The organism is Acetobacter sp. UBA5411 (genome assembly GCF_002409645.1).
GTDB lineage: Bacteria > Pseudomonadota > Alphaproteobacteria > Acetobacterales > Acetobacteraceae > Acetobacter.
On sequence record NZ_DHNR01000001.1, the window covers coordinates 14343 to 32853 of the forward strand.

Annotated in this window: 14 protein-coding genes; 11 read left to right on the plus strand and 3 right to left on the minus strand. The window is 55.6% G+C overall.

Going from position 1 to position 18511, the window contains the following annotated elements:
* Positions 1–360 precede the first annotated feature (360 nt).
* On the minus strand, positions 361–1617 hold the full coding sequence (locus B3759_RS00060) for a dicarboxylate/amino acid:cation symporter (RefSeq protein ID WP_291362448.1): 1257 nt from the start codon (positions 1615–1617) through the stop codon (positions 361–363).
* A 237-nt stretch (positions 1618–1854) separates the two neighbouring features.
* Here B3759_RS00060 and B3759_RS00065 point away from each other — a divergent pair, with 237 nt between their 5' ends.
* From B3759_RS00065 to B3759_RS00095, 7 genes are all read left to right on the plus strand, one after another.
* Positions 1855–2835, plus strand: a complete 981-nt coding sequence (locus B3759_RS00065) for a hypothetical protein (protein WP_291362450.1) — start codon at positions 1855–1857, stop codon at positions 2833–2835.
* Positions 2836–2950: 115 nt separating this feature from the next.
* Positions 2951–4411, plus strand: a complete 1461-nt coding sequence (locus B3759_RS00070) for an amino acid permease (RefSeq protein ID WP_291362452.1) — start codon at positions 2951–2953, stop codon at positions 4409–4411.
* A gap of 264 nt (positions 4412–4675) precedes the next feature.
* The gene (locus B3759_RS00075) at positions 4676–5572 is read left to right on the plus strand and encodes a fructose bisphosphate aldolase (RefSeq protein WP_291362454.1); all 897 of its coding nucleotides are present in this window, start codon (positions 4676–4678) and stop codon (positions 5570–5572) included.
* A gap of 169 nt (positions 5573–5741) precedes the next feature.
* A complete protein-coding gene (locus B3759_RS00080) occupies positions 5742–7424 on the plus strand; it encodes an alpha-keto acid decarboxylase family protein (RefSeq protein ID WP_291362456.1) in 1683 nt (560 codons plus the stop codon).
* 307 nt (positions 7425–7731) lie between these two features.
* A complete protein-coding gene (locus B3759_RS00085) occupies positions 7732–8475 on the plus strand; it encodes a (Fe-S)-binding protein (protein ID WP_010667856.1) in 744 nt (247 codons plus the stop codon).
* Positions 8476–8570: 95 nt separating this feature from the next.
* Entirely contained in the window at positions 8571–10010 is a 1440-nt protein-coding gene (locus B3759_RS00090; protein WP_291362601.1) for a lactate utilization protein B, read from the plus strand.
* Positions 10010–10627, plus strand: a complete 618-nt coding sequence (locus B3759_RS00095) for a LutC/YkgG family protein (RefSeq protein WP_291362462.1) — start codon at positions 10010–10012, stop codon at positions 10625–10627. Before B3759_RS00090 ends, B3759_RS00095 begins: the two co-directional genes overlap by 1 nt.
* A gap of 119 nt (positions 10628–10746) precedes the next feature.
* On the opposite strand, the gene B3759_RS00100 is transcribed toward B3759_RS00095, so the two are convergent.
* Both B3759_RS00100 and B3759_RS00105 read right to left on the minus strand, forming a co-directional pair.
* Entirely contained in the window at positions 10747–11289 is a 543-nt protein-coding gene (locus B3759_RS00100; protein WP_291362464.1) for a YceI family protein, read from the minus strand.
* Between the two features lie 49 nt (positions 11290–11338).
* A complete protein-coding gene (locus tag B3759_RS00105) occupies positions 11339–12076 on the minus strand; it encodes a hypothetical protein (protein ID WP_291362466.1) in 738 nt (245 codons plus the stop codon).
* A gap of 133 nt (positions 12077–12209) precedes the next feature.
* On the opposite strand from B3759_RS00105, the gene dnaE reads away from it, so the two are divergent.
* From dnaE to rpsB, 4 genes are all read left to right on the plus strand, one after another.
* A complete protein-coding gene (gene dnaE / locus B3759_RS00110; RefSeq protein WP_291362467.1) occupies positions 12210–15629 on the plus strand; it encodes a DNA polymerase III subunit alpha in 3420 nt (1139 codons plus the stop codon).
* A gap of 80 nt (positions 15630–15709) precedes the next feature.
* Complete coding sequence (locus tag B3759_RS00115; RefSeq protein WP_291362469.1) at positions 15710–15991, plus strand: hypothetical protein; 282 nt, start codon at positions 15710–15712, stop codon at positions 15989–15991.
* A 208-nt stretch (positions 15992–16199) separates the two neighbouring features.
* Positions 16200–17345 (plus strand): aromatic ring-hydroxylating oxygenase subunit alpha, encoded by a 1146-nt coding sequence (locus B3759_RS00120; RefSeq protein ID WP_291362471.1) that lies wholly within the window; start codon positions 16200–16202, stop codon positions 17343–17345.
* 262 nt (positions 17346–17607) lie between these two features.
* Positions 17608–18408 carry a 30S ribosomal protein S2 gene (gene rpsB / locus B3759_RS00125; RefSeq protein WP_291362473.1) on the plus strand — a complete coding sequence of 267 codons (801 nt, stop codon included), beginning with the start codon at positions 17608–17610 and terminating at the stop codon, positions 18406–18408.
* Positions 18409–18511: the final 103 nt, after the last annotated feature.

Here is an 18511-nt window from a genome sequence, read left to right on the forward strand (position 1 = left end):
AATATTAAATGGTGTGTCGGAATGGCTGTTGCCGTCATAAGCAGGGCAGGCGCTCGTAGAATATGGAAGCTCAGTATCTCTACAAAAAAGAGTATAGCTTTCTTGTTTTTTTGATTATTAAACAATAACAGGAAAATAATCATGTAATTACATGTTAAGAAGTGCAGTTATATAGTGATCTTTTTCTTCGTTATTTTTTGAAGGTGTTCCACAAAATCTCGGGTAAACTGGAAATAAAGTTCATGGCGAAATGTTTTGAAAAAGCTTTAGAGAGCATCGTCTTTTAAAAGACGACGCTCTCTAAAGCGGCATTATGCTATCGTTCTGTTGCTGGAAAAGAACTTTTTATGTCAGGTGCTTTTACATGACATCTTTCGTCGGCCCATCTGAAAGCTCGCCTTCCCATTTTGCAGAAATGGCGGCCGCATAGCCATTGCCGAGCACGTTGGTAGCGGTCCGGGCCATGTCGAGAAAATGATCGATCCCCAGAATGAGAGCGATACCGGCCTCTGGAAGTCCAAACTGCGGCAATACAGCAACGAGCGTGACAAGGGAGGCGCGTGGCACGCCTGCAATGCCCTTGCTGCTCAGCATCATGACCAACACCATGAGAGCCTGCTGCGACCAGGGAAGGTTGATCCCGTAAGCCTGAGCGATAAAGATCGCGCCAAATGACTGGAACAGGATCGAACCATCCAGATTGAAGCTGTAACCGAGGGGCAGAACGAACCCGCTGATGCGGGTCGGCACACCAAAGTTTTCAAGTTTCTCAAGCAGCAGCGGATAGACGGATTCACTGCTCGCCGTGGCGTAACCAAGGATAATGGGCTGGAAAAGCTCCTTGAGGAGATCCTTGATGCGGGGGCCAAGCACCAGAAAGGCCAGACCCGTCAGAACGCACCACAGGATAAGGATGGTGCTGTAGAATTCGACAAGAAAGCGTCCGTAATGCAGCAGCATCGCACCGCCGCCGCTAGCGAGACTGCCCATTACGGAACCGAAGACAGCCATGGGCGCCAGCAGCATGACCATGTCCGTCATCCGCAGCATGATGTGACCGAGCTCTTCGGTCCAGTTGAGCATGGTTTTACCCGCCTTGCCCGCAGCAGGCAGTGCCAAACCAAACAGCACCGAGAACACGACAATTTGAAGGATGTCGTTTCGCGCCATGGCGTCCAGAATGCTCGTCGGCGCAATGTGCAGGATGAAGTCGATCGGCTGGAACGGATGCTTGAGAGACGCAATGTCCGTGATCGGTGGCGGTGAAAAACCGATGCCGGGCTGCAGGATGTTGGCCGCCAGAAGACCTATCGTGAGAGACACGAAGGACATGGCGATAAACCAGAGCAGGATACGCCCTCCGACACGCAGGACCAGCGTATCGTCACCCAGCTTCCCGATGCCGCTGACGAGCGTGGCGAAGACAAGCGGCGCGATGACCATCTTGATCAGGCGCAGGAAAAGCCCGGTCATCAGCTTGCCTGCCTGTTCCGCTCCATGGATGGCGCTGTCACCCAGCGTGTGAAGAAGAAGCCCGCTCACAACACCGAGACCCAGTGCGATGAGGATGGCGTAAGTGCGTCTTTTTGTATCGACCTGAGGTGAGGCTGCGGCCATCGAGCTTTTCTTCTCCGTTGAGTGGTGTTAGACGCGTGGCCGGTTTTATAGAGGAAAAACTGTTGATACGTCAAAGTAATAAAATTCCGTTTTCAGGAACATGATGTTTTTCGTGAATTTCTACTCTTTACTTTAAGGTGTAGTTAAAGGATCTGTTTTTACTTTTACCATACAAATACTTGACAATATAAATGATATGTAGTGTTGGTCGCCGCAAAGGATGACTGATCTGGCGAAATGATGAAGATGACGGGCAGGGTGTTGGTGCGAAACACAGGTGGTTACGTTTGCGGGGTGTTTCTCCTGTTCGCGACCGGTTTGTCGGATGCCAGAGCCGCACAATGGTACACGGGATCGCTGGTCTCGCCTTCCGGAGCCAAGAACCATGCTGGCGACGCGGGGATCGAGCCCTATTTCTCCTATAGTCAGCCCGTCGGGACGTTCGCATCCAACGGCACGGGGCATCCGCTGCATCCGCGTCAGCAGACATTCTCCAACTCCACGATGTGGAAATACGGCATTCTGGATGATCTCAGCATTCAGGCGCATACGGTGATCAGTTACGGCTGGAAACACGGTGCCGGGCATGCGCATGGCCCCAAGTTCGGTGATTTCCCGGTCGATATGATCTGGCATTTCATGCGCGCCAACCCGAAACGCTACATCCCTGATCTGAACCTTTTTGCGGGTGTCATTTTCCCGACGGGTGACTATTCCCGTCTGGGAGCATCGCAGGACGGCTTTGGGACTGGAGCCTATGTGTTTCGTATGGCTCTGACGGAACAGTCCACTTATACATTGCCGGGTGGACACGAACTGCGCCTGCGTGTGTGGAGCTGGTTCAGGCATGCGCTGAATTCGGCGCGTTTGCGGGATGTCACCAGCTACGGAACGTCGGAGGGCTTTGTCGGACGAGGAAGTCCGGGAATGAGCGGGCAGGTGGGTTTTTCGCTGGAATACGCCCTGAGCCAGAAATGGGTGCTGGCTGCTGACGTGGCGCGGGACTGGTCAAATGGCTCCCGTTTGAAGGGACGTTACGCGTCTGGGTTGACCGTCAACAAGACAGGTTCCGCTTCGACAGACTGGCAGGTGGCGCCTGCCATAGAATATAACTGGAATGCACGTTGGGGCGTGATCGCGGGTTCGTCGGTTTACTATGCCGGGCATAATACCGGCATAAAGGTCTCTCCCCAGTTCGCCATCAACACGGTTTTCTGAGATCTTCCTTCTCTCTGAGTCCTGAAAAAATCTGCCGTTTTTCGATGGACAACATTCCGGGTTCGAACCAATCTATTCCGTAAGGCTCCTGCAGGAGAGACGGGATCGGGATGGAATGACTGAATCGACAATCAACCGGAACAGCCCCAGCGAAGGCTATAAAAAGACCCTGGGTCGCAGGCAGATGCAGATGATCGCCATTGGCGGCTGTATCGGCACCGGGCTTTTCCTTGGCGCAGGAAGTCGTCTCCAGCAGGGTGGTCCGTCGCTGGCCATCGTCTATGCGGTGTGCGGACTTTTCAGCTTTTTCATTCTGCGGGCTCTTGGTGAGCTGACCATGTACAGCCCGAGCAGCGGGAGTTACGTGTCCCATGCCCGTGAGTTTCTGGGAGACAAGGCGGCTTTTGTGGCGGGTTGGGTGTCATTCCTCAACTGGGTGATGACCGGAATCGCCGATATTACGGCCGTCGCTCTTTATATGCATTTCTGGAGCGCATTCGCTTCTTTTCCGCAATGGCTGCTGGCGCTGATTGCTCTGTGCATTGTGACGGGCATGAATCTCATCGGCGTAAAATATTTTGGGGAAATGGAATTCTGGTTCTCCATGATCAAGGTCGTCGCGCTGATTGTCTTTCTGATTGCGGGTTCGGTCATTCTGGGGACCGGCATGCCTGTGGCGGGACATGAAACAGGATTCCACCTCATCGTCGATAATGGCGGTTTCTTCCCTCACGGGCTGCTCGCGGCGCTCGCTCTGACGCAGGGAGTGGTGTTTGCCTACTCCGGGATCGAACTGATCGGCACGGCGGCAGGTGAGTGTGACAATCCGCATGAGATCCTGCCCCGGGCCGTCAACAGCGTGATCTGGCGGATTGCCGTGTTCTATGTCGGGTCCGTTGTGCTGCTGGTGTGCCTGTTGCCGTGGACGGCCTATCAGGGGAGCGAAAGTCCGTTTGTGACCTTCTTCAATGCGCTCGGCGTGCCTTATGCGGATAGCGTGATGAATTTCATCGTGCTGACGGCGGCCCTGTCCAGCCTGAACTCCGGCGTTTATTCCACCAGTCGTGTTCTGCGCGCTCTGGCGCTCGGTGGCTCTGCTCCCCGATTCCTGAGCGCCATGAACAGTCATTCCGTGCCGTATGCCGGTATTCTGCTGATCGCTGCGTTTTATCTTGTCGGTGTCGTTCTCAATTACATTGTGCCGCAGAGTGTTTTCGAGATTGTTCTCAGTTTTGCGGCAATCGGTATCATCTGTACCTGGGGTATCATCATTCTCAGCCAACTCGCTTTCCGCCGGGCCGTCGCCCGTGGGGAAATAGCCGCTCCCACATTCCGGATGCCGGGCGCACCGTTCACATCGTGGCTGACGCTGGCTTTTCTGGTGGCGGTGGTCGTGTTGATGGCGTGCGATTATCCGGCCGGGACCATCACCGTCGGAGCGACGCCGCTGCTGGTGATCCTCTTTGTGATCGGCTGGTATATGACGCCGAGAAAGCCACCCATGCTGATGCCCGAAACGCGTGGCTCATCAATCCTTACGGACATGGTGATGAAGGAGCAGCCGGAAACGCCCTGATGCCGCCGCTTTTAGGATTTTTAATATTATCTTCTCCACGGAGGAGGTGGCGCAGGCCGTCACTCCGTGTAAATGTCACGCGGTCTGGATTGGGCCACTCGGATTTCAGTCCTTCTTGGGTTTCGATGGTGTGCATGCAGGGAACCGGAAGGGTGTGGGGTTGATGTTTCTTCTGTCGCGGCATGGCCCGGACTTGAGAGGCAGCATCGGCTGTTCGGGCGTTCCCAGGCACGCACCATACGTTAAGAATAAAGGGTAATAAGAATGTCCAACGACCGTATGAAGAGCCAGATTTCGGAAAAGGGCGGCTTTATCGCGGCACTCGACCAGAGCGGCGGCTCAACGCCGGGCGCTCTGAAGGCTTATGGCATTCCTGAGACGGCCTATTCTTCCGAAGAAGATATGTTCCGCCTTATCCACGACATGCGCGTGCGGATTATCACCGCTCCGAGCTTTTCCGGCGAGAAGGTGATTGGTGCGATCCTGTTCGAGCGCACCATGGATGGTCTTGCAAACGGCAAGCCGGTTCCGACCTATCTGTGGGAAGAGCGTGGCGTTGTCCCGTTCCTGAAGATCGATAAGGGTCTTGAGGACGAAGCAAACGGCGTGCGTCTGATGAAGCCGAATCCCGGTCTTGATGCGCTGCTGGAGCGTGCTGCGAAGCTGGGCATTTACGGCACGAAAGAGCGTTCGGTCATCAACCTGCCGAATCAGGAAGGTATTGCCGCTATCGTGAAGCAGCAGTTCGAGATTGCCCATCAGGTCGCGTCTCACGGTCTGGTTGCGATCATCGAGCCGGAAGTTCTCGTGAAGAGCCCGGACAAGAAGGGTGCTGAAGCCATTCTGCATGATGAGCTGCTCAAGGCGCTCAATGCGATGCCGGGCGACTACAAGGTCATGCTGAAGGTCACGATCCCGGAGGTCGCCGACCTGTATGAAGACCTCGTCAAGCATCCGCGCGTCGAGCGTGTCGTCGCTCTTTCGGGCGGTTATTCACTTGATGAGTCCTGTGAGCGTCTGAAGAAGAATCACGGCATGATTGCCAGCTTCTCCCGCGCTCTGCTCGGTGGGCTTCAGGACGGCATGTCCGACGCAGAATTTGACGCCACACTCGGTAAAACAATCGACAAGATTTATGACGCTTCAGTGAACAAGGTCTGAGTCTTCCGCCAGATCTGGCGTTTCTCTGCGAACAGCGCGACCCATATTTTTAATATATGGATCGCGCTGTTTCCATATAGTGGTCATAAGGCGACTCTCCCGTCAGAGTGCTTTCTAAATTGGGGTGTCGGGCAGGAAAACCCGGCAAATCCTTTAGAGGAGGCATTTCATGACCAAGCCATATACTGTCGGCCATTATCTTTCCGAGCGTCTGGGCCAGATCGGCCTGAAGGACCATTTTGCGGTTGCGGGTGACTTCAACCTCGTCCTGCTCGACCAGCTTCTGGAAGAAGGCTCCACCAAGCAGCTTTACAGCTGTAACGAGCTGAACTGCGGTTACACCGCTGAAGGTTATGCCCGCGCCAACGGTGCAGCGGCCATGATTGTCACCTTCAATGTCGGTGCCCTGTCAGCCATCAACGCCATTGGCTCCGCTTATGCCGAGAGCCTGCCGGTGATTTTCGTGTCCGGTGGACCGAACACCAACGATCAGGGTTCAGGTCATATCCTGCATCACACGATCGGCAACTCGAACTACGGCTATCAGGCCGAGATGTTCCGTCAGGTCACCTGCGCTACGGAAGTCATTCTCTCTGCCGAGAACGCACCATCGCAGATCGACAACGCCATCCGCACGGCGCTGCGTATGCGCAAGCCCTGCTACATCGAAATCCCCTGCAATCTGGCGTCCGCCGAGTGCGTCCGTCCGGGTCCGGTCGGCACCCTGCTGGCGGAAACAACGCCTGACAAGGTCAGCCTTGATGCTGCCGTGAAGGCCGCCTGCACGTTCATCGAAACGCGCAAGAACATCGTTATCCTCGTCGGCAGTCGCGTCCGTACGCTGGGTTCGCTTGAGCCGATCGTGGCGCTTGCAGACCGCATCGGTTGCGCCGTGACGGTGATGGCTGCCGCGAAGAGCTTCTTCCCTGAAGGGCACAAGGCTTTCCGTGGCGTTTACTGGGGTGAAGTCAGCTCGCCCGGTGCTCAGGAACTGGTCGAGAAGGCTGATGGCGTGATCTGCCTCGCTCCGATCTTCAACGATTATGCAACGGTTGGCTGGCAGTCCAAGCCGCCTGCGTCACAGGCTCTGATCGCCGATCTCGCCGAAGTGACGGTTGACGGCAAGAGCTTTGCAGGCTTCCATCTCGGCGCATTCATCGCTGCCCTGAGCGAGAAGGCTCCGAGCCGTCCGGCTACGGTGGAAAACACGACCTACACACCGGTCAAGATTCCGGAAACGGCTCCGACCGTGCCGCTGACCAACGACGAAATGGCGCGTCAGATCAACGCCATGGTCGATGGCAACACCACGATCACGGCTGAGACGGGCGATAGCTGGTTCAACGCTGTTCGCATGCATCTGCCGAGCGGCGCTCGCGTCGAGACGGAAATGCAGTGGGGCTCGATCGGCTGGTCAGTGCCGGCGGCTCTGGGTAACGCCATCGGTTCGCCGGACCGTCAGCACCTCCTGATGGTTGGTGATGGTTCCTTCCAGCTCACTGCGCAGGAAGTCGCGCAGATGATCCGCTACGAAGTGCCGGTGATTGTGTTCCTTGTGAACAACCGTGGTTACGTCATCGAGATCAAGATCCATGACGGTCCATACAACTACATCAAGAACTGGGACTATGCCGGCCTCATCAAGGCGTTCAATGCCGAGGATGGTCATGGTCTGGGTCTGCACGCCCGCACCGGCGCAGAACTGGCTGACGCCATTGCGAAGGCCAAGGCCAACAAGAAGGGCCCGACCTTCATTGAGTGCCATATCGCGACCGAAGACTGCACCGACACACTGGTTCAGTGGGGCAAGAAGGTCGCCAAGGCCAACAGCCGTCCGCCTCAGAAAAACTGAAGGCATACGGTTTTAAAAGATCGTTGATTTCTTCGCCCCGGCAGTTTCGTCGGGGCGATGTCGTCTGGGGGCCTGAGTATCGAACTATTGATCAGTATCGGTTTACTTGTGGCGCTCTGGACGTAATAGTCACGACCGAATCAAAAATGCCGGTTTCATTTCCGGGTCTGGCGGGAATTTCTGTCTGAAACGGGCGGATCTGAACTCGACAGGAGTGTGCGAAAAGAGCATTTCCGGCACCTGTAATAGCTATAAGATGACACCCCCTTTCGAGAATGGCGGGGTCATCTCTTTGAGGAAGCGTTCCATGCGAGTTGGGTTGTTTGTTCCGTGTTACGTTGATGCGTTTCACCCCGAGGTGGGGCAGGCGACGCTCGAGTTACTGGAGCGCTTTGGCTGCGAAGTTGAATATCCGTTTGATCAGACCTGCTGCGGTCAGCCGATGACCAACACGGGCTGTCACAAGGAATCAAAGGCGACGGAAGAGCTCTTCGTTCGTAACTTCAAGGATTATGATTATATCGTTGCGCCGTCCGGCAGCTGCGTGAACCACATCCGCAATAACTTCGACGCTGTTGCGCAGACGGACGATGTGAAGCACGTTCGCGAGCACACATACGAACTGGTCGAGTTTCTGCATGACGTGCTGAAAGTGGACGGTTTTCCGTGGGCAGAATTCCCGCACAAGGTGGCGCTGCACAATAACTGCAACGCCCTGCGCGGCCTCAATATCGCCAGCATGACGGAACTCCGCGAGAAGACATTCTCCAAGCCGCGTGATCTGCTCGGCATGGTGAAGGGGCTCGAACTGGTCGATATTACCCGCCCGGATGAATGCTGTGGCTTTGGCGGCACCTTCTCCGTGTTCGAGGAAGCGACGTCCGCCCGCATGGGCCAGGACAAGGCGCGGGATCAGGCGAAGTCCGGCGCGGAGTATGTAACTTCTTCAGACAGTTCCTGCATGATGCACCAGGAAGGGTGCGCCAAGCGGCTCGGTCTGCCGACGAAATACATCCACATTTCGCAGATCCTGAACGGGGAACGGGTATGAGCATCGAGAATCAGACGGCGCCGACCACTCCGGCCGGTCGCACCAACGATGGCGCACCTGCCAATCTGACGCATGGTGCTGGTGCGTCCGTCACCATGCCGGCGCGTGGTCCTGAGCCGCAGCCTCGTGGCGCGATCATTCGGGGCAATCATCCGATCGATCAGCAGGAAGCAGCGCGTCGCTTCATGGCAGCTCCCCAGCATCTGGCCATGCATGACCAGCGTCTGTGGGATCTGCGCAAGAAGCGCGATGGCCAGAAAGAGATCATCGAAGAGTGGGAAGATCTCCGCCAGCTTGCGTCCGATATCAAGACACACACGCTGACGCATCTGGACACTTATCTCGAGCAGTTCGAAAAGAACGCCATTGCGAATGGTGTCAAGGTTCACTGGGCTAAGGACGCTGCCGAGCATAACAGCATCGTTGCGGAGATCCTGCGTTCCAAGAATGCCAAGAGCCTCATCAAGAGCAAATCGATGCTCACCGAGGAATGTGGCTTCCGTGAAGCGATGGCGCATGAAGGGGTCACTGTTGTCGAGACCGACCTTGGTGAGCGGATCCAGCAGCTTGATAATGAAAACCCCAGCCACGTCGTGGTGCCTGCGGTTCATAAGCTGCGGACGGACGTGGCGGAGGTGTTTGCAAAAACACTCGGCTCTGACCCGAACAACTCTGACGTAAGCTATCTGACCGAGCAGCAGCGCGAGCATACGCGTCCGCTGATCCTGAAAGCGGATGCGGGCATGACGGGCTGCAACTTCGCGGTTGCGGAAACCGGCTCGGTTGTGGTCTGCACCAACGAAGGCAACGCCGATCTGTCAGCCAACACGACGGGCCTGCACATTGTCTCGATGGGCATCGAGAAGATCATCCCGAACCTGAACTCGCTGGCCGTGTTTGTTCGGATGCTGTCCCGGAGTGCTTTGGGCTCACCGATCACGCAGTATACCTCGCATTTCCGTGGCCCACGCCGTGGCGCCGAGATGCACATCGTGATCGTCGATAATGGCCGGACAGATCGTCTGGGACTGGAGAAGTTCTGGACTTCCCTGAAATGTATCCGTTGCGGCGCGTGCATGAACACCTGTCCGGTGTTCCGTCGTTCCGGCGGTCTCAGCTACGGCGCAACCTACGCCGGTCCGATCGGGCTGATTATCGATCCGACCTTCAATCGCCATAAATATTCGACGCTGCCGTTCTCTTCGACCATGAACGGAAGCTGCACGAACGTCTGTCCGGTGAAGATCAACATTCACGAACAGATTGCCGACTGGCGTCAGGTTCTGGCCGAGAATCATGAAATTCCGGCTTTCAAGAAGAGTATGATGAAAGCGGCTGGAGCCCTGCTGGCGTCACCGAAGCTGTATCGTGCAAGTCTGCCGATGGCTGACAGCGCCCTGCGTCACCTGCCGCGCTTCGTGCTGTATAACAAGCTGAATACTTGGACGCGTGGTCGTGAAATGCCGCATGTGCCAAAGGAAACATTCCATCAGTGGTATAAGCGTACCCGTGGCGTGGATGGGAAGAAGAAGTGATGAGCAGCACAGACAGCCGTGCGGCGATTTTCGCCGCTATCCGGGCCAATCGTCCGAAAATTCAGCCTCCGCTGCCGGACGTGCCGCTGTTCGATGAGAAAGCTCCATCTGATCTGGTGACGGCCTTTTCCGAAATGCTCGTAAAGATGGGTGGAAAAGTGCTTGATCCTCAGGGGCAGGATCCGATTTCCGCGCTTCGCGCCGCAGTGGCGGACAAGGGCATTATCGCCACCTGTGTGCCGGAACTGCATGGGGATGCATCGCTCCAGATCCGTCAAATTCTGCCGGACATGGACCCGCATTCTCTTGCTGATGTGGAAATCGGTGTTGTACGTGCGGCTTTCGGCGTGGCCGAGACAGGTTCGCTCTGCCTCACCGATGACGAACTGATCGTCAATACGAGCGGTTATCTCCCGCAGCATCTGATTGTTCTGCTTGATCCTTCGCAGATCGTGGCCAACCTGCATAATGCTTACCGGCGTCCGGAACTGCGCGAGCATAAATACGCGGTTTTCCAGACGGGGCCGTCTGCAACTGCAGACATTGAAGGTGTGCTGATCCACGGAGCGCAGGGTGTGCGATCGCTGCGTGTTCTGTTCTGCCCAGAGCAGGACTGACAGGTAATTTCCCGTATGCAGGGGAAGATGTTCTTCCTCTGCACTCGTACCAAAATGATACTCGTTGGTGCAGGTCAAATTATGTATTTATCCTGTGCCAGTCGCGTTTATGTATATTTTTATTTCAGGGTGATGATTGCCTCGGTCTGAACGACTGGATCGACCGTATCCAGCATCGTGCTCATGCCCCATTGTCGCTGATCAAAGCTTGCTGTGCTGCTGATTTCGGTCAGTGTATTACGCGAAAAATGCATCCCGACCTTGAAGGTCAGAGGATGCGTCTGTCCCCGCATGGTGAGTTTGCCAACCAGTAAGGTTTCCAGCTTTCCGTTTGTAATTTTCGGCTGACAATCACCAACAAAATGCATTGAAGGATGGCTGTCACTGTCCAGCATGAGCCCGGATAGCATGGCCGTCCGCAGAACAGCGCTGCCCACCTTCAGGGAATTGACATCCATACTCATATCAACGTGGCAGACCTGTGTTTCAGGATCGTAGGAAAGCGTACCTGAGACTTTCTCGAATGTTCCGTCGACGGATGTCACCAGCGTCTTGGCGTGAAGTCGGGACGTCGTGTTGGCAGGCGTCAAGGTGACATGCTGTGTGGCCGCGTGAGCCAGCGTTGGCATGACAAGCAATGCGGCGAGGAGTGGACGTTTCATCAACTGGACCTTTTTCCGGACTAGGTTGAAAGGATGAGAGCTTAAAAATTCAATGGTGGGACTCACAGGTTTCCGGTGGAGGTTTCTGCCACATGGTGATCTCGGCCTGACATTTTCCTGCCTTGTCAGGGTCTCCCGGTATGACGTCAGAAAAGCAGTGCGGATATTGTTTATGTGCCTGCTCGATCCAACCAGCTGAGAATGCCGCAGTTGCGACTGTAAAGCCCTGTAGAATTGTACAAAATCTTGCAAACCAGAAAAGAACTCGAATATGATTCTGGTATCTGCATGCGCAATCGAGAGTCAGGGCGGTTATTTTTGCCTGAACTTCTGTTTTTGTCATATCGGGTTGTGGTTTGTTGTTCTTTATTTTCTTCCACATTTTTTGAAGTGATTTGATTGGGTATTGAATATTTATCTGGTTGACCGTGTCAGCGGTAATAAATATTTTTGCGACTTCAAATCCGAAAAATATGATGAAAGATGTATTGAATGCCCATGAGAAGGGCACAAATCCATTTATGTTTTTTGCAATTGAATAGAATGGTGGAAACAGTGTTGACGGGGCTGTCGTGTAAAATAGTGTACCCATACCCGCGACAAGAATGCCAGAAGTGATGAGTTCAGGCGTTTTCAGGTTATTGGTCAGGATACTTCTGTTTGTTTCGGGGAGGGACTGTATGTAATCGTCAGTCAGAGCGCATGCTTCAGGATAGTCGTCCCGACAGTCATTGAGTGTGTTAGTAAGGCTGTTTGCAATAGAGTTGAGTGATTTTTTTCTTTTCATGGTTTTTATCATTCTTGTTTAATGTTTCAGGATTAATATTGTTGCGATCACTATAGATCAACAATTTTGTGAATATAGTGAGGCAGGAAGGCGGGCCTCCCCATAATCGCCCTTGCTATGCTATTCTGCCCTCATGCCACACGCCGATTTCGTCCATCTCCGCGTTCATTCTGCCTATTCCCTCAGTCAGGGTGCCATCCGCATCCCTGAACTGGTTGCGTTGGCCCGAGGCATGGAGATGCCCGCAGTCGCCATTACCGACACAGGCAATCTTTTCGGTGGGCTGGAATTTTCGCAATACTGTGCGGGGAAGGGGGTTCAGCCGATCATTGGTTGTCAGATCGGCCTGCCGCCGCGTGATGATCGGCCGGGTGCGCCTTCCGAGCCGATCGTATTGCTTGCGCGTGATGAGGAAGGGCTGGCGAATCTCCAGTTCCTGTCCTCCGCAGGGTTTCTTGAAGGCGACACGGCGGACCCCACCGTTACGCTCGATATGTTGTGTGAGCGCAGTAAGGGGCTTTTCCTGCTGACAGGCGGCACGCGCGGTCCGCTCTATCAGATGCTGGCGGAAGGACAGCAGGAGCAGGCGGAAGCATGGCTGGCTCAGTTGCATGAGGGATTTGGCGAGAATCTCGTTGTGGAGCTCAATCGGTTCGGTCTCCCGATAGAGGAAGCCGTTGAGCCCGGGGTGCTGGCGCTTGCTGACCGGATGCGTCTGCCGATTGTGGCGACCAATGAGTGCTTTTTCCCTCAGCCGAAGATGCATGAGGCGCATGATGCATTGATCTGCATCGCGCAGGGGCGGACGATGGCGGAAAAAGACCGCTGGAAAGTCTCGCCAGAGTGTTGGTTCAAGCCGCCCGCCGACATGCGCAAGCTGTTTGCCGATCTGCCGGACGCCTGTGACAACACGCTGGCGATTGCAAAAAGCTGTGCCATCAAGGTCGAAACTCGCAAGCCACTGTTGCCAATCTGTCCGAAGGTGCGCGAGGGCCAGACTGAAGACGAAACCGTTCGCGCCATGGCACGAGAGGGGCTGGAGCTTCGTCTCGCTGCTATCAGCGCTGATGAGAAAACGCGTGAGGTTTACAAGGAACGGCTTGAGTTTGAGCTCGACATCATCTCCCGTATGGGATTTCCGGGCTACTTCCTGATCGTTGCTGACTTCATCCAGTGGGCGAAAGCCCATGATATTCCGGTGGGGCCGGGGCGTGGTTCCGGCGCAGGCTCGCTGGTGGCCTATGCCCTTACCATCACCGACATCGACCCGCTTCCGTTCAACCTGCTGTTCGAGCGCTTCCTGAATCCGGAACGTGTCTCGATGCCTGACTTCGATATCGACTTCTGTCAGGACCGCCGCGATGAAGTGATCTCCTACGTCCGTCGTGAATATGGCGGCGATCGCGTGGCGCAGATCATCACGTTCGGAAAATTGCAGGCCCGCGCTGCGGTTCGTGACGTCGGCCGTGTGCTTGGCCTCCCTTACGGCATGGTCAACCGTGTCGCCGAGTTGATCCCCAACAATCCCGCCAAGCCCACTACCCTGAAGGACGCCATCGCCGGCGAGCCAAAACTTCAGGAAATGCGTGATACGGACGAGGCTTTGCGTCGTCTGATGGAAATCGGGCAGCAGCTGGAAGGGCTCTACCGTCACGCCTCGACTCATGCCGCCGGCGTGGTGATCGGTGATCGTAAACTTGTCGATCTTGTCCCGCTCTATCGCGATCCGAAGAGCGACATGCTCGTCACGCAGTTCAACATGAAATATGTTGAACAGGCGGGACTGGTGAAGTTCGACTTCCTCGGTTTGACCACGCTGACTATCCTCCAGCGCGGCGTGCGGTTCTTGAAAGGACTCGGCATCGAGGTCGATCTTGCGAAAATCCCGCTCGACGACAAGCTGACTTACGAAATGCTGTCACGCGGCGATACCGCTGGCGTGTTCCAGTTCGAAGGCGCGGGCATGAGGGACGTCCTCAAACAGATGCGCCCGACCCGACTGGAAGACCTGATTGCAGCCGTGGCGCTCTATCGTCCGGGCCCAATGGCCAACATCCCCGATTACTGTCGGCGCAAACACGGCGAGGCATGGGAACCGCCGCATGAGGAAATCCGTGACATCCTGGAAGAGACCTATGGCATCATGGTCTATCAGGAACAGGTCATGCAGATCGCCCAGAAGATGGCGGGTTACAGCCTCGGTGCCGCTGACCTTCTGCGTCGTGCAATGGGTAAAAAGATCCGCGCCGAAATGGACAAGCAGCGCGAGATCTTCACCGAAGGCGCGACGGGTCGCGGTATCCCGAAAGACAAGGCCGTCGAAGTCTTCGACCTTATGGCGAAGTTCGCTGACTACGGCTTCAATAAATCCCATGCCGCCGCCTACGCTCTGGTGTCGTATCAGACGGCGTGGATGAAGGCGAACTATCCGGTGTCGTTTCTCGCCGCGTGTATGTCGCTGGCGCGGGAACGCACGGAAAAACTGGCGGCTTTGCGTCAGGAAGCGGAGCGTCTCGGCATCCGCGTGTTACCGCCCGACATCAACAAATCCGATGCCGACTTCAAGGTTGAGAAGCAGGAGGACGGCACACTCGCCATTCGTTATGCACTGGCGGCGGTGAAGAAGGTTGGTTTTGTCGCCATGCAGGGTTTGATGGAAGCGCGTGGCGGCAAGCCGTTCCGTGACCTCGCGGATTTTGCTGCCCGCGTTGACCCGAAGAACCTGAACAAGATGCAGCTCGAGAACCTCGCGCGCGCTGGGGCTTTCGACTCAATGGAGCCAAATCGGGCGCGCGTGTTCAGCGCCATCGAAATGATCCTCAAGCGCGCTCATGCCCGCGTGCAGGAGATGAATAGTGGGCAGGGGGGGCTGTTTGGCGGTCCTGCCGAGCCGGAACCCTTGCATCTCTCAAAGGAGCAGGACTGGCCCGAGTTTGAGAAGCTGTCGTACGAAGCGGATGCGATCGGCTTTCATATGACCGGCCATCCGCTCGATTCCTATAAACCGGTCATGCGGCGGCTGGGTGTGGTTCCCATGTCCCAACTGCTGCCAACGGCAGAGGGTGGCATCATGCGGGTCAAGATTGCGGGGTGTGTTGTGGACCGCAAGGAGCGTCCAACTCGGAGTGGCAGCAAGATGGCCTGGTTGCGGCTTTCAGACGCAACCGGAAGTTGTGAAGTGACACTGTTCTCAGAGGTGCTTGGGCGAGTCAGGGACATTCTGGTGGCTGGTCGCGCCGTACTTGTGACGGCTGATCTGAAACTGGAAGGGGAGGCGATGCGCATTACAGCCTCCGATCTTGTGGAACTGGAGGATGTGGCCTCCCAGACCGGTGGAGAAATGCGAATCTGGCTTGAGGATGCTGATGCCGTCAGTGATATTCAGGCGGTCCTGTCCCGACAGCAGGGTGGTAAAGGCAAGGTCATTCTACTGCCGCGTATTTCAGACACGCAGGAACTCGAGGTGCGTCTGCGCACCGGTTACCGGCTGAGCCCGGTTGTCGGGCAGGCGCTGAAGATGATTTCTGGTATTACGGCAATCGAGATAAGGTGATACAACTTTTGGTTGCATTATTGTCTATAAAATGACACAGGTTGAATCCTGAATAACTAGACTGTCCTCGGAGAAGCAGGATGGATATCTCGACAACAGCTACTGCCACTATGCAGAATCCCATTGTGTCTTCAATGAATGACGATGCGCGCAATGGTTCGTCAGCAAATAAAACCACGACTGCCGCCACAACAGCGGCGAGGCTGAACGCCCTGCCGGTGATTAACCCGGCATCCCATATCGACCCGGCGCTCGGTATTGTGGTGGTCGAAACCTATAATACGACTGGAGAGGTGGTTGATCAGTATCCGACCAGCCACATGATGCAGCAGTATTCACTCTACGGTTTGTCCCAGAGCTGATTGATCTTGCTTCCAGCGCGGCAGGATATTGATTGATATCAAGGCCGAAACACAATCCGGTTGTGCTGGTATGCAGATCGACGGCTTGTATTCGTTGTGAGGGAGGTTGATCCTTTCACGCTGTCATTGCACGTTGCCAAAAAGAGTGAATTGGTATTGCCGCACTTTGGATCGGCAGTCGTGCGGGTGAGGCGGGAGAATACAGGACATGTTGACACAGCAGGAAAGCCGGGAAAATCAGGCGGCTGAGGTGCAGGGTGACGCGGAGCAGAAAACTCCGACAGTCACAAGTGAGCTTTACCACCGCACCGGTCCCGATCTGCGTCGTGTCGGCCTCAACCCTGATTTCTGGTATCCGGTGGCTTGGTCCAAAAAGGTCAAGCCCGGCAAGGCGTTTGCAACACGCTTCGCTGGTGATCCGATTGTAATCGTCCGTCCTGACGATGGCTCTCCCATCTATGCGCTTGAGGATCGTTGCGCCCATCGGCAGGTCCCCCTCAGCAAGGGAACAGTAGATGGGGACGTCGTTCGCTGCTGTTATCATGGCTGGTCATTTGACCGGAAAGGCTCCTGTGTCACGGTGCCTTATCTTAACAAGCCGGGCGTTGGTCGGGGCGTAAAGACGTATCCCTGTCAGGAACGTAGCGGTCTGATCTTTATTTTCCCCGGTGATCCTGAACTGGCGAAGACTGTTCCGGTCCCGGTTCCGTGTCAGGCTGACAATCCTGAATTTAAGACGCGGCACTTCGATCCACTGGTGAACTGCCATTACTCCTTCATGCATGAGAATCTGATGGATATGAATCATCAGTTCCTGCACCGGAAACAGATGGGGCAGATCACGGCTCGCTTCATGGGGCAGAGCAAAGGCGAGAACTTTGTTGAGGCCAGCTACAGCTTCGCTCGGAAGGGCGGCGATCAGCCGCTGGCCGAACGCCTCATCTTCGGCAAGCATGACAAGACCATTGATGTCAAAGACCAGCCGGTCGATGAAATCGTCACTATTCGCACGACCTATCCTTATCAGACGTTGCAGATCAGGGATAAAGATGGCGACCTCGTCATGGATCTCTGGGTGGCCTACGTGCCGCTCGGCAAGGACGAGACGGTAACGCAGAGCTATGGTCTGCTCTCGGTCAAACGTCCGAAATGGAAGTTCCTGCTCGATCTGGCATGGCCGGTACTGGGCATCTTCACCAACCGAATCTTCATGGAAGACAAGGAGATTGTGGAGATGGAGCAGCAGGCCTGGAAAGAACTCGGCGGCGACCACAATGTGGAAGTCTTCCCGGTCGTGCGCAATCTGAGAGAGCTGCTGATCCGCTCTGGCGTCCCGCTGCAGGCAGAAAGCTGAGACTGGAATCAGGTTTCTGCGCTGGATTATTCGCTGGTCGGGCGCTGCACTATCATAGTGGCGGTTTTCCGTCCGATTGGGCAGAAGGTGACCGTTCCATTGCGGTCTGACCTTCAGGGTTGCTTTTTTCGCAGAAAATGGTCATACCGCGCCTGCCTGTGTCCAGTGACACGGGACTTCACACGCAGCGTCCGCACTGGTGTCCGTTCTTTCGGATTTGGTGCGCTGCGGAGGAACAACCGGAACGCAAGGATTCTGAATCATGGCGATGCCTGATTTCACACTGCGTCAGCTTCTTGAGGCTGGCGTCCACTTTGGTCACCACACCCGCCGCTGGAACCCGCGCATGGCGCCGTACCTGTTCGGTGTGCGTAACCAGGTTCACATCATTGACCTGCAGCAGACAGTTGTTCTGCTTGACCGCGCCCTGAAGGTCATCCGTGATACAGTCGCAAGCGGTGGTCGTGTTCTGTTCGTCGGCACCAAGCGCGCAGCATCCGATCAGGTTGCTGAAGCTGCTCAGCGTTGCGGCCAGTACTACGTCAACCATCGTTGGCTCGGCGGCATGCTGACCAACTGGAAGACCATCACGGGCTCCATCAAGCGTCTGCGCCACATCGAAGACATGCTGGGCGGTGAGACGCAGGGTCTGACGAAAAAGGAAATCCTCGACATCACCCGCGACAAGGACAAGCTTGAGCGCTCCCTCGGTGGTATCAAGGAAATGGGTGGCCTGCCTGACATCCTGTTCGTCATCGACACGACGAAAGAGAAGCTGGCAATCGAAGAAGCCAACAAGCTTGGCATTCCGGTTGTCGCCATTCTCGACAGCAACTCGAACCCAGAGGGCGTGACCTACCCGATCCCGGGTAACGATGACGCCATCCGTGCGATCGAGCTGTATTGCAACCTCGTTTCCAGCGCTGTTCTCGACGGTATCTCCGCCGAGATGACCGCTTCGGGTCGTGACTTTGGCGCAGCTGAAGAGCTGCCTGTTGCCGAGGCTGTCGCTGTTGAGGAAACAGCTGAAGCTCCGGCTGCGGCCCCTGCTGAAGCAGGTTGATTGAAGGGCGGGAGTTCGTGGAGCATATCCACAGACTCCGCCACTGAAAGATTGCAAGCACGTCCCGCAGGGTGACGTGCTTGCTGCTATTGTGGAGATATGA

Bases quoted from the DNA above. Each gene is read 5' to 3' on its own strand.
- B3759_RS00060 (WP_291362448.1), bottom strand. From the start codon at position 1,617: ATGGCCGCAGCCTCACCTCAGGTCGATACAAAAAGACGCACTTACGCC.
- B3759_RS00065 (WP_291362450.1), top strand. From the start codon at position 1,855: ATGATGAAGATGACGGGCAGGGTGTTGGTGCGAAACACAGGTGGTTAC.
- B3759_RS00070 (WP_291362452.1), top strand. From the start codon at position 2,951: ATGACTGAATCGACAATCAACCGGAACAGCCCCAGCGAAGGCTATAAA.
- B3759_RS00075 (WP_291362454.1), top strand. From the start codon at position 4,676: ATGTCCAACGACCGTATGAAGAGCCAGATTTCGGAAAAGGGCGGCTTT.
- B3759_RS00080 (WP_291362456.1), top strand. From the start codon at position 5,742: ATGACCAAGCCATATACTGTCGGCCATTATCTTTCCGAGCGTCTGGGC.
- B3759_RS00085 (WP_010667856.1), top strand. From the start codon at position 7,732: ATGCGAGTTGGGTTGTTTGTTCCGTGTTACGTTGATGCGTTTCACCCC.
- B3759_RS00090 (WP_291362601.1), top strand. From the start codon at position 8,571: ATGCCGGCGCGTGGTCCTGAGCCGCAGCCTCGTGGCGCGATCATTCGG.
- B3759_RS00095 (WP_291362462.1), top strand. From the start codon at position 10,010: ATGAGCAGCACAGACAGCCGTGCGGCGATTTTCGCCGCTATCCGGGCC.
- B3759_RS00100 (WP_291362464.1), bottom strand. From the start codon at position 11,289: ATGAAACGTCCACTCCTCGCCGCATTGCTTGTCATGCCAACGCTGGCT.
- B3759_RS00105 (WP_291362466.1), bottom strand. From the start codon at position 12,076: ATGAAAAGAAAAAAATCACTCAACTCTATTGCAAACAGCCTTACTAAC.
- dnaE (WP_291362467.1), top strand. From the start codon at position 12,210: ATGCCACACGCCGATTTCGTCCATCTCCGCGTTCATTCTGCCTATTCC.
- B3759_RS00115 (WP_291362469.1), top strand. From the start codon at position 15,710: ATGGATATCTCGACAACAGCTACTGCCACTATGCAGAATCCCATTGTG.
- B3759_RS00120 (WP_291362471.1), top strand. From the start codon at position 16,200: ATGTTGACACAGCAGGAAAGCCGGGAAAATCAGGCGGCTGAGGTGCAG.
- rpsB (WP_291362473.1), top strand. From the start codon at position 17,608: ATGGCGATGCCTGATTTCACACTGCGTCAGCTTCTTGAGGCTGGCGTC.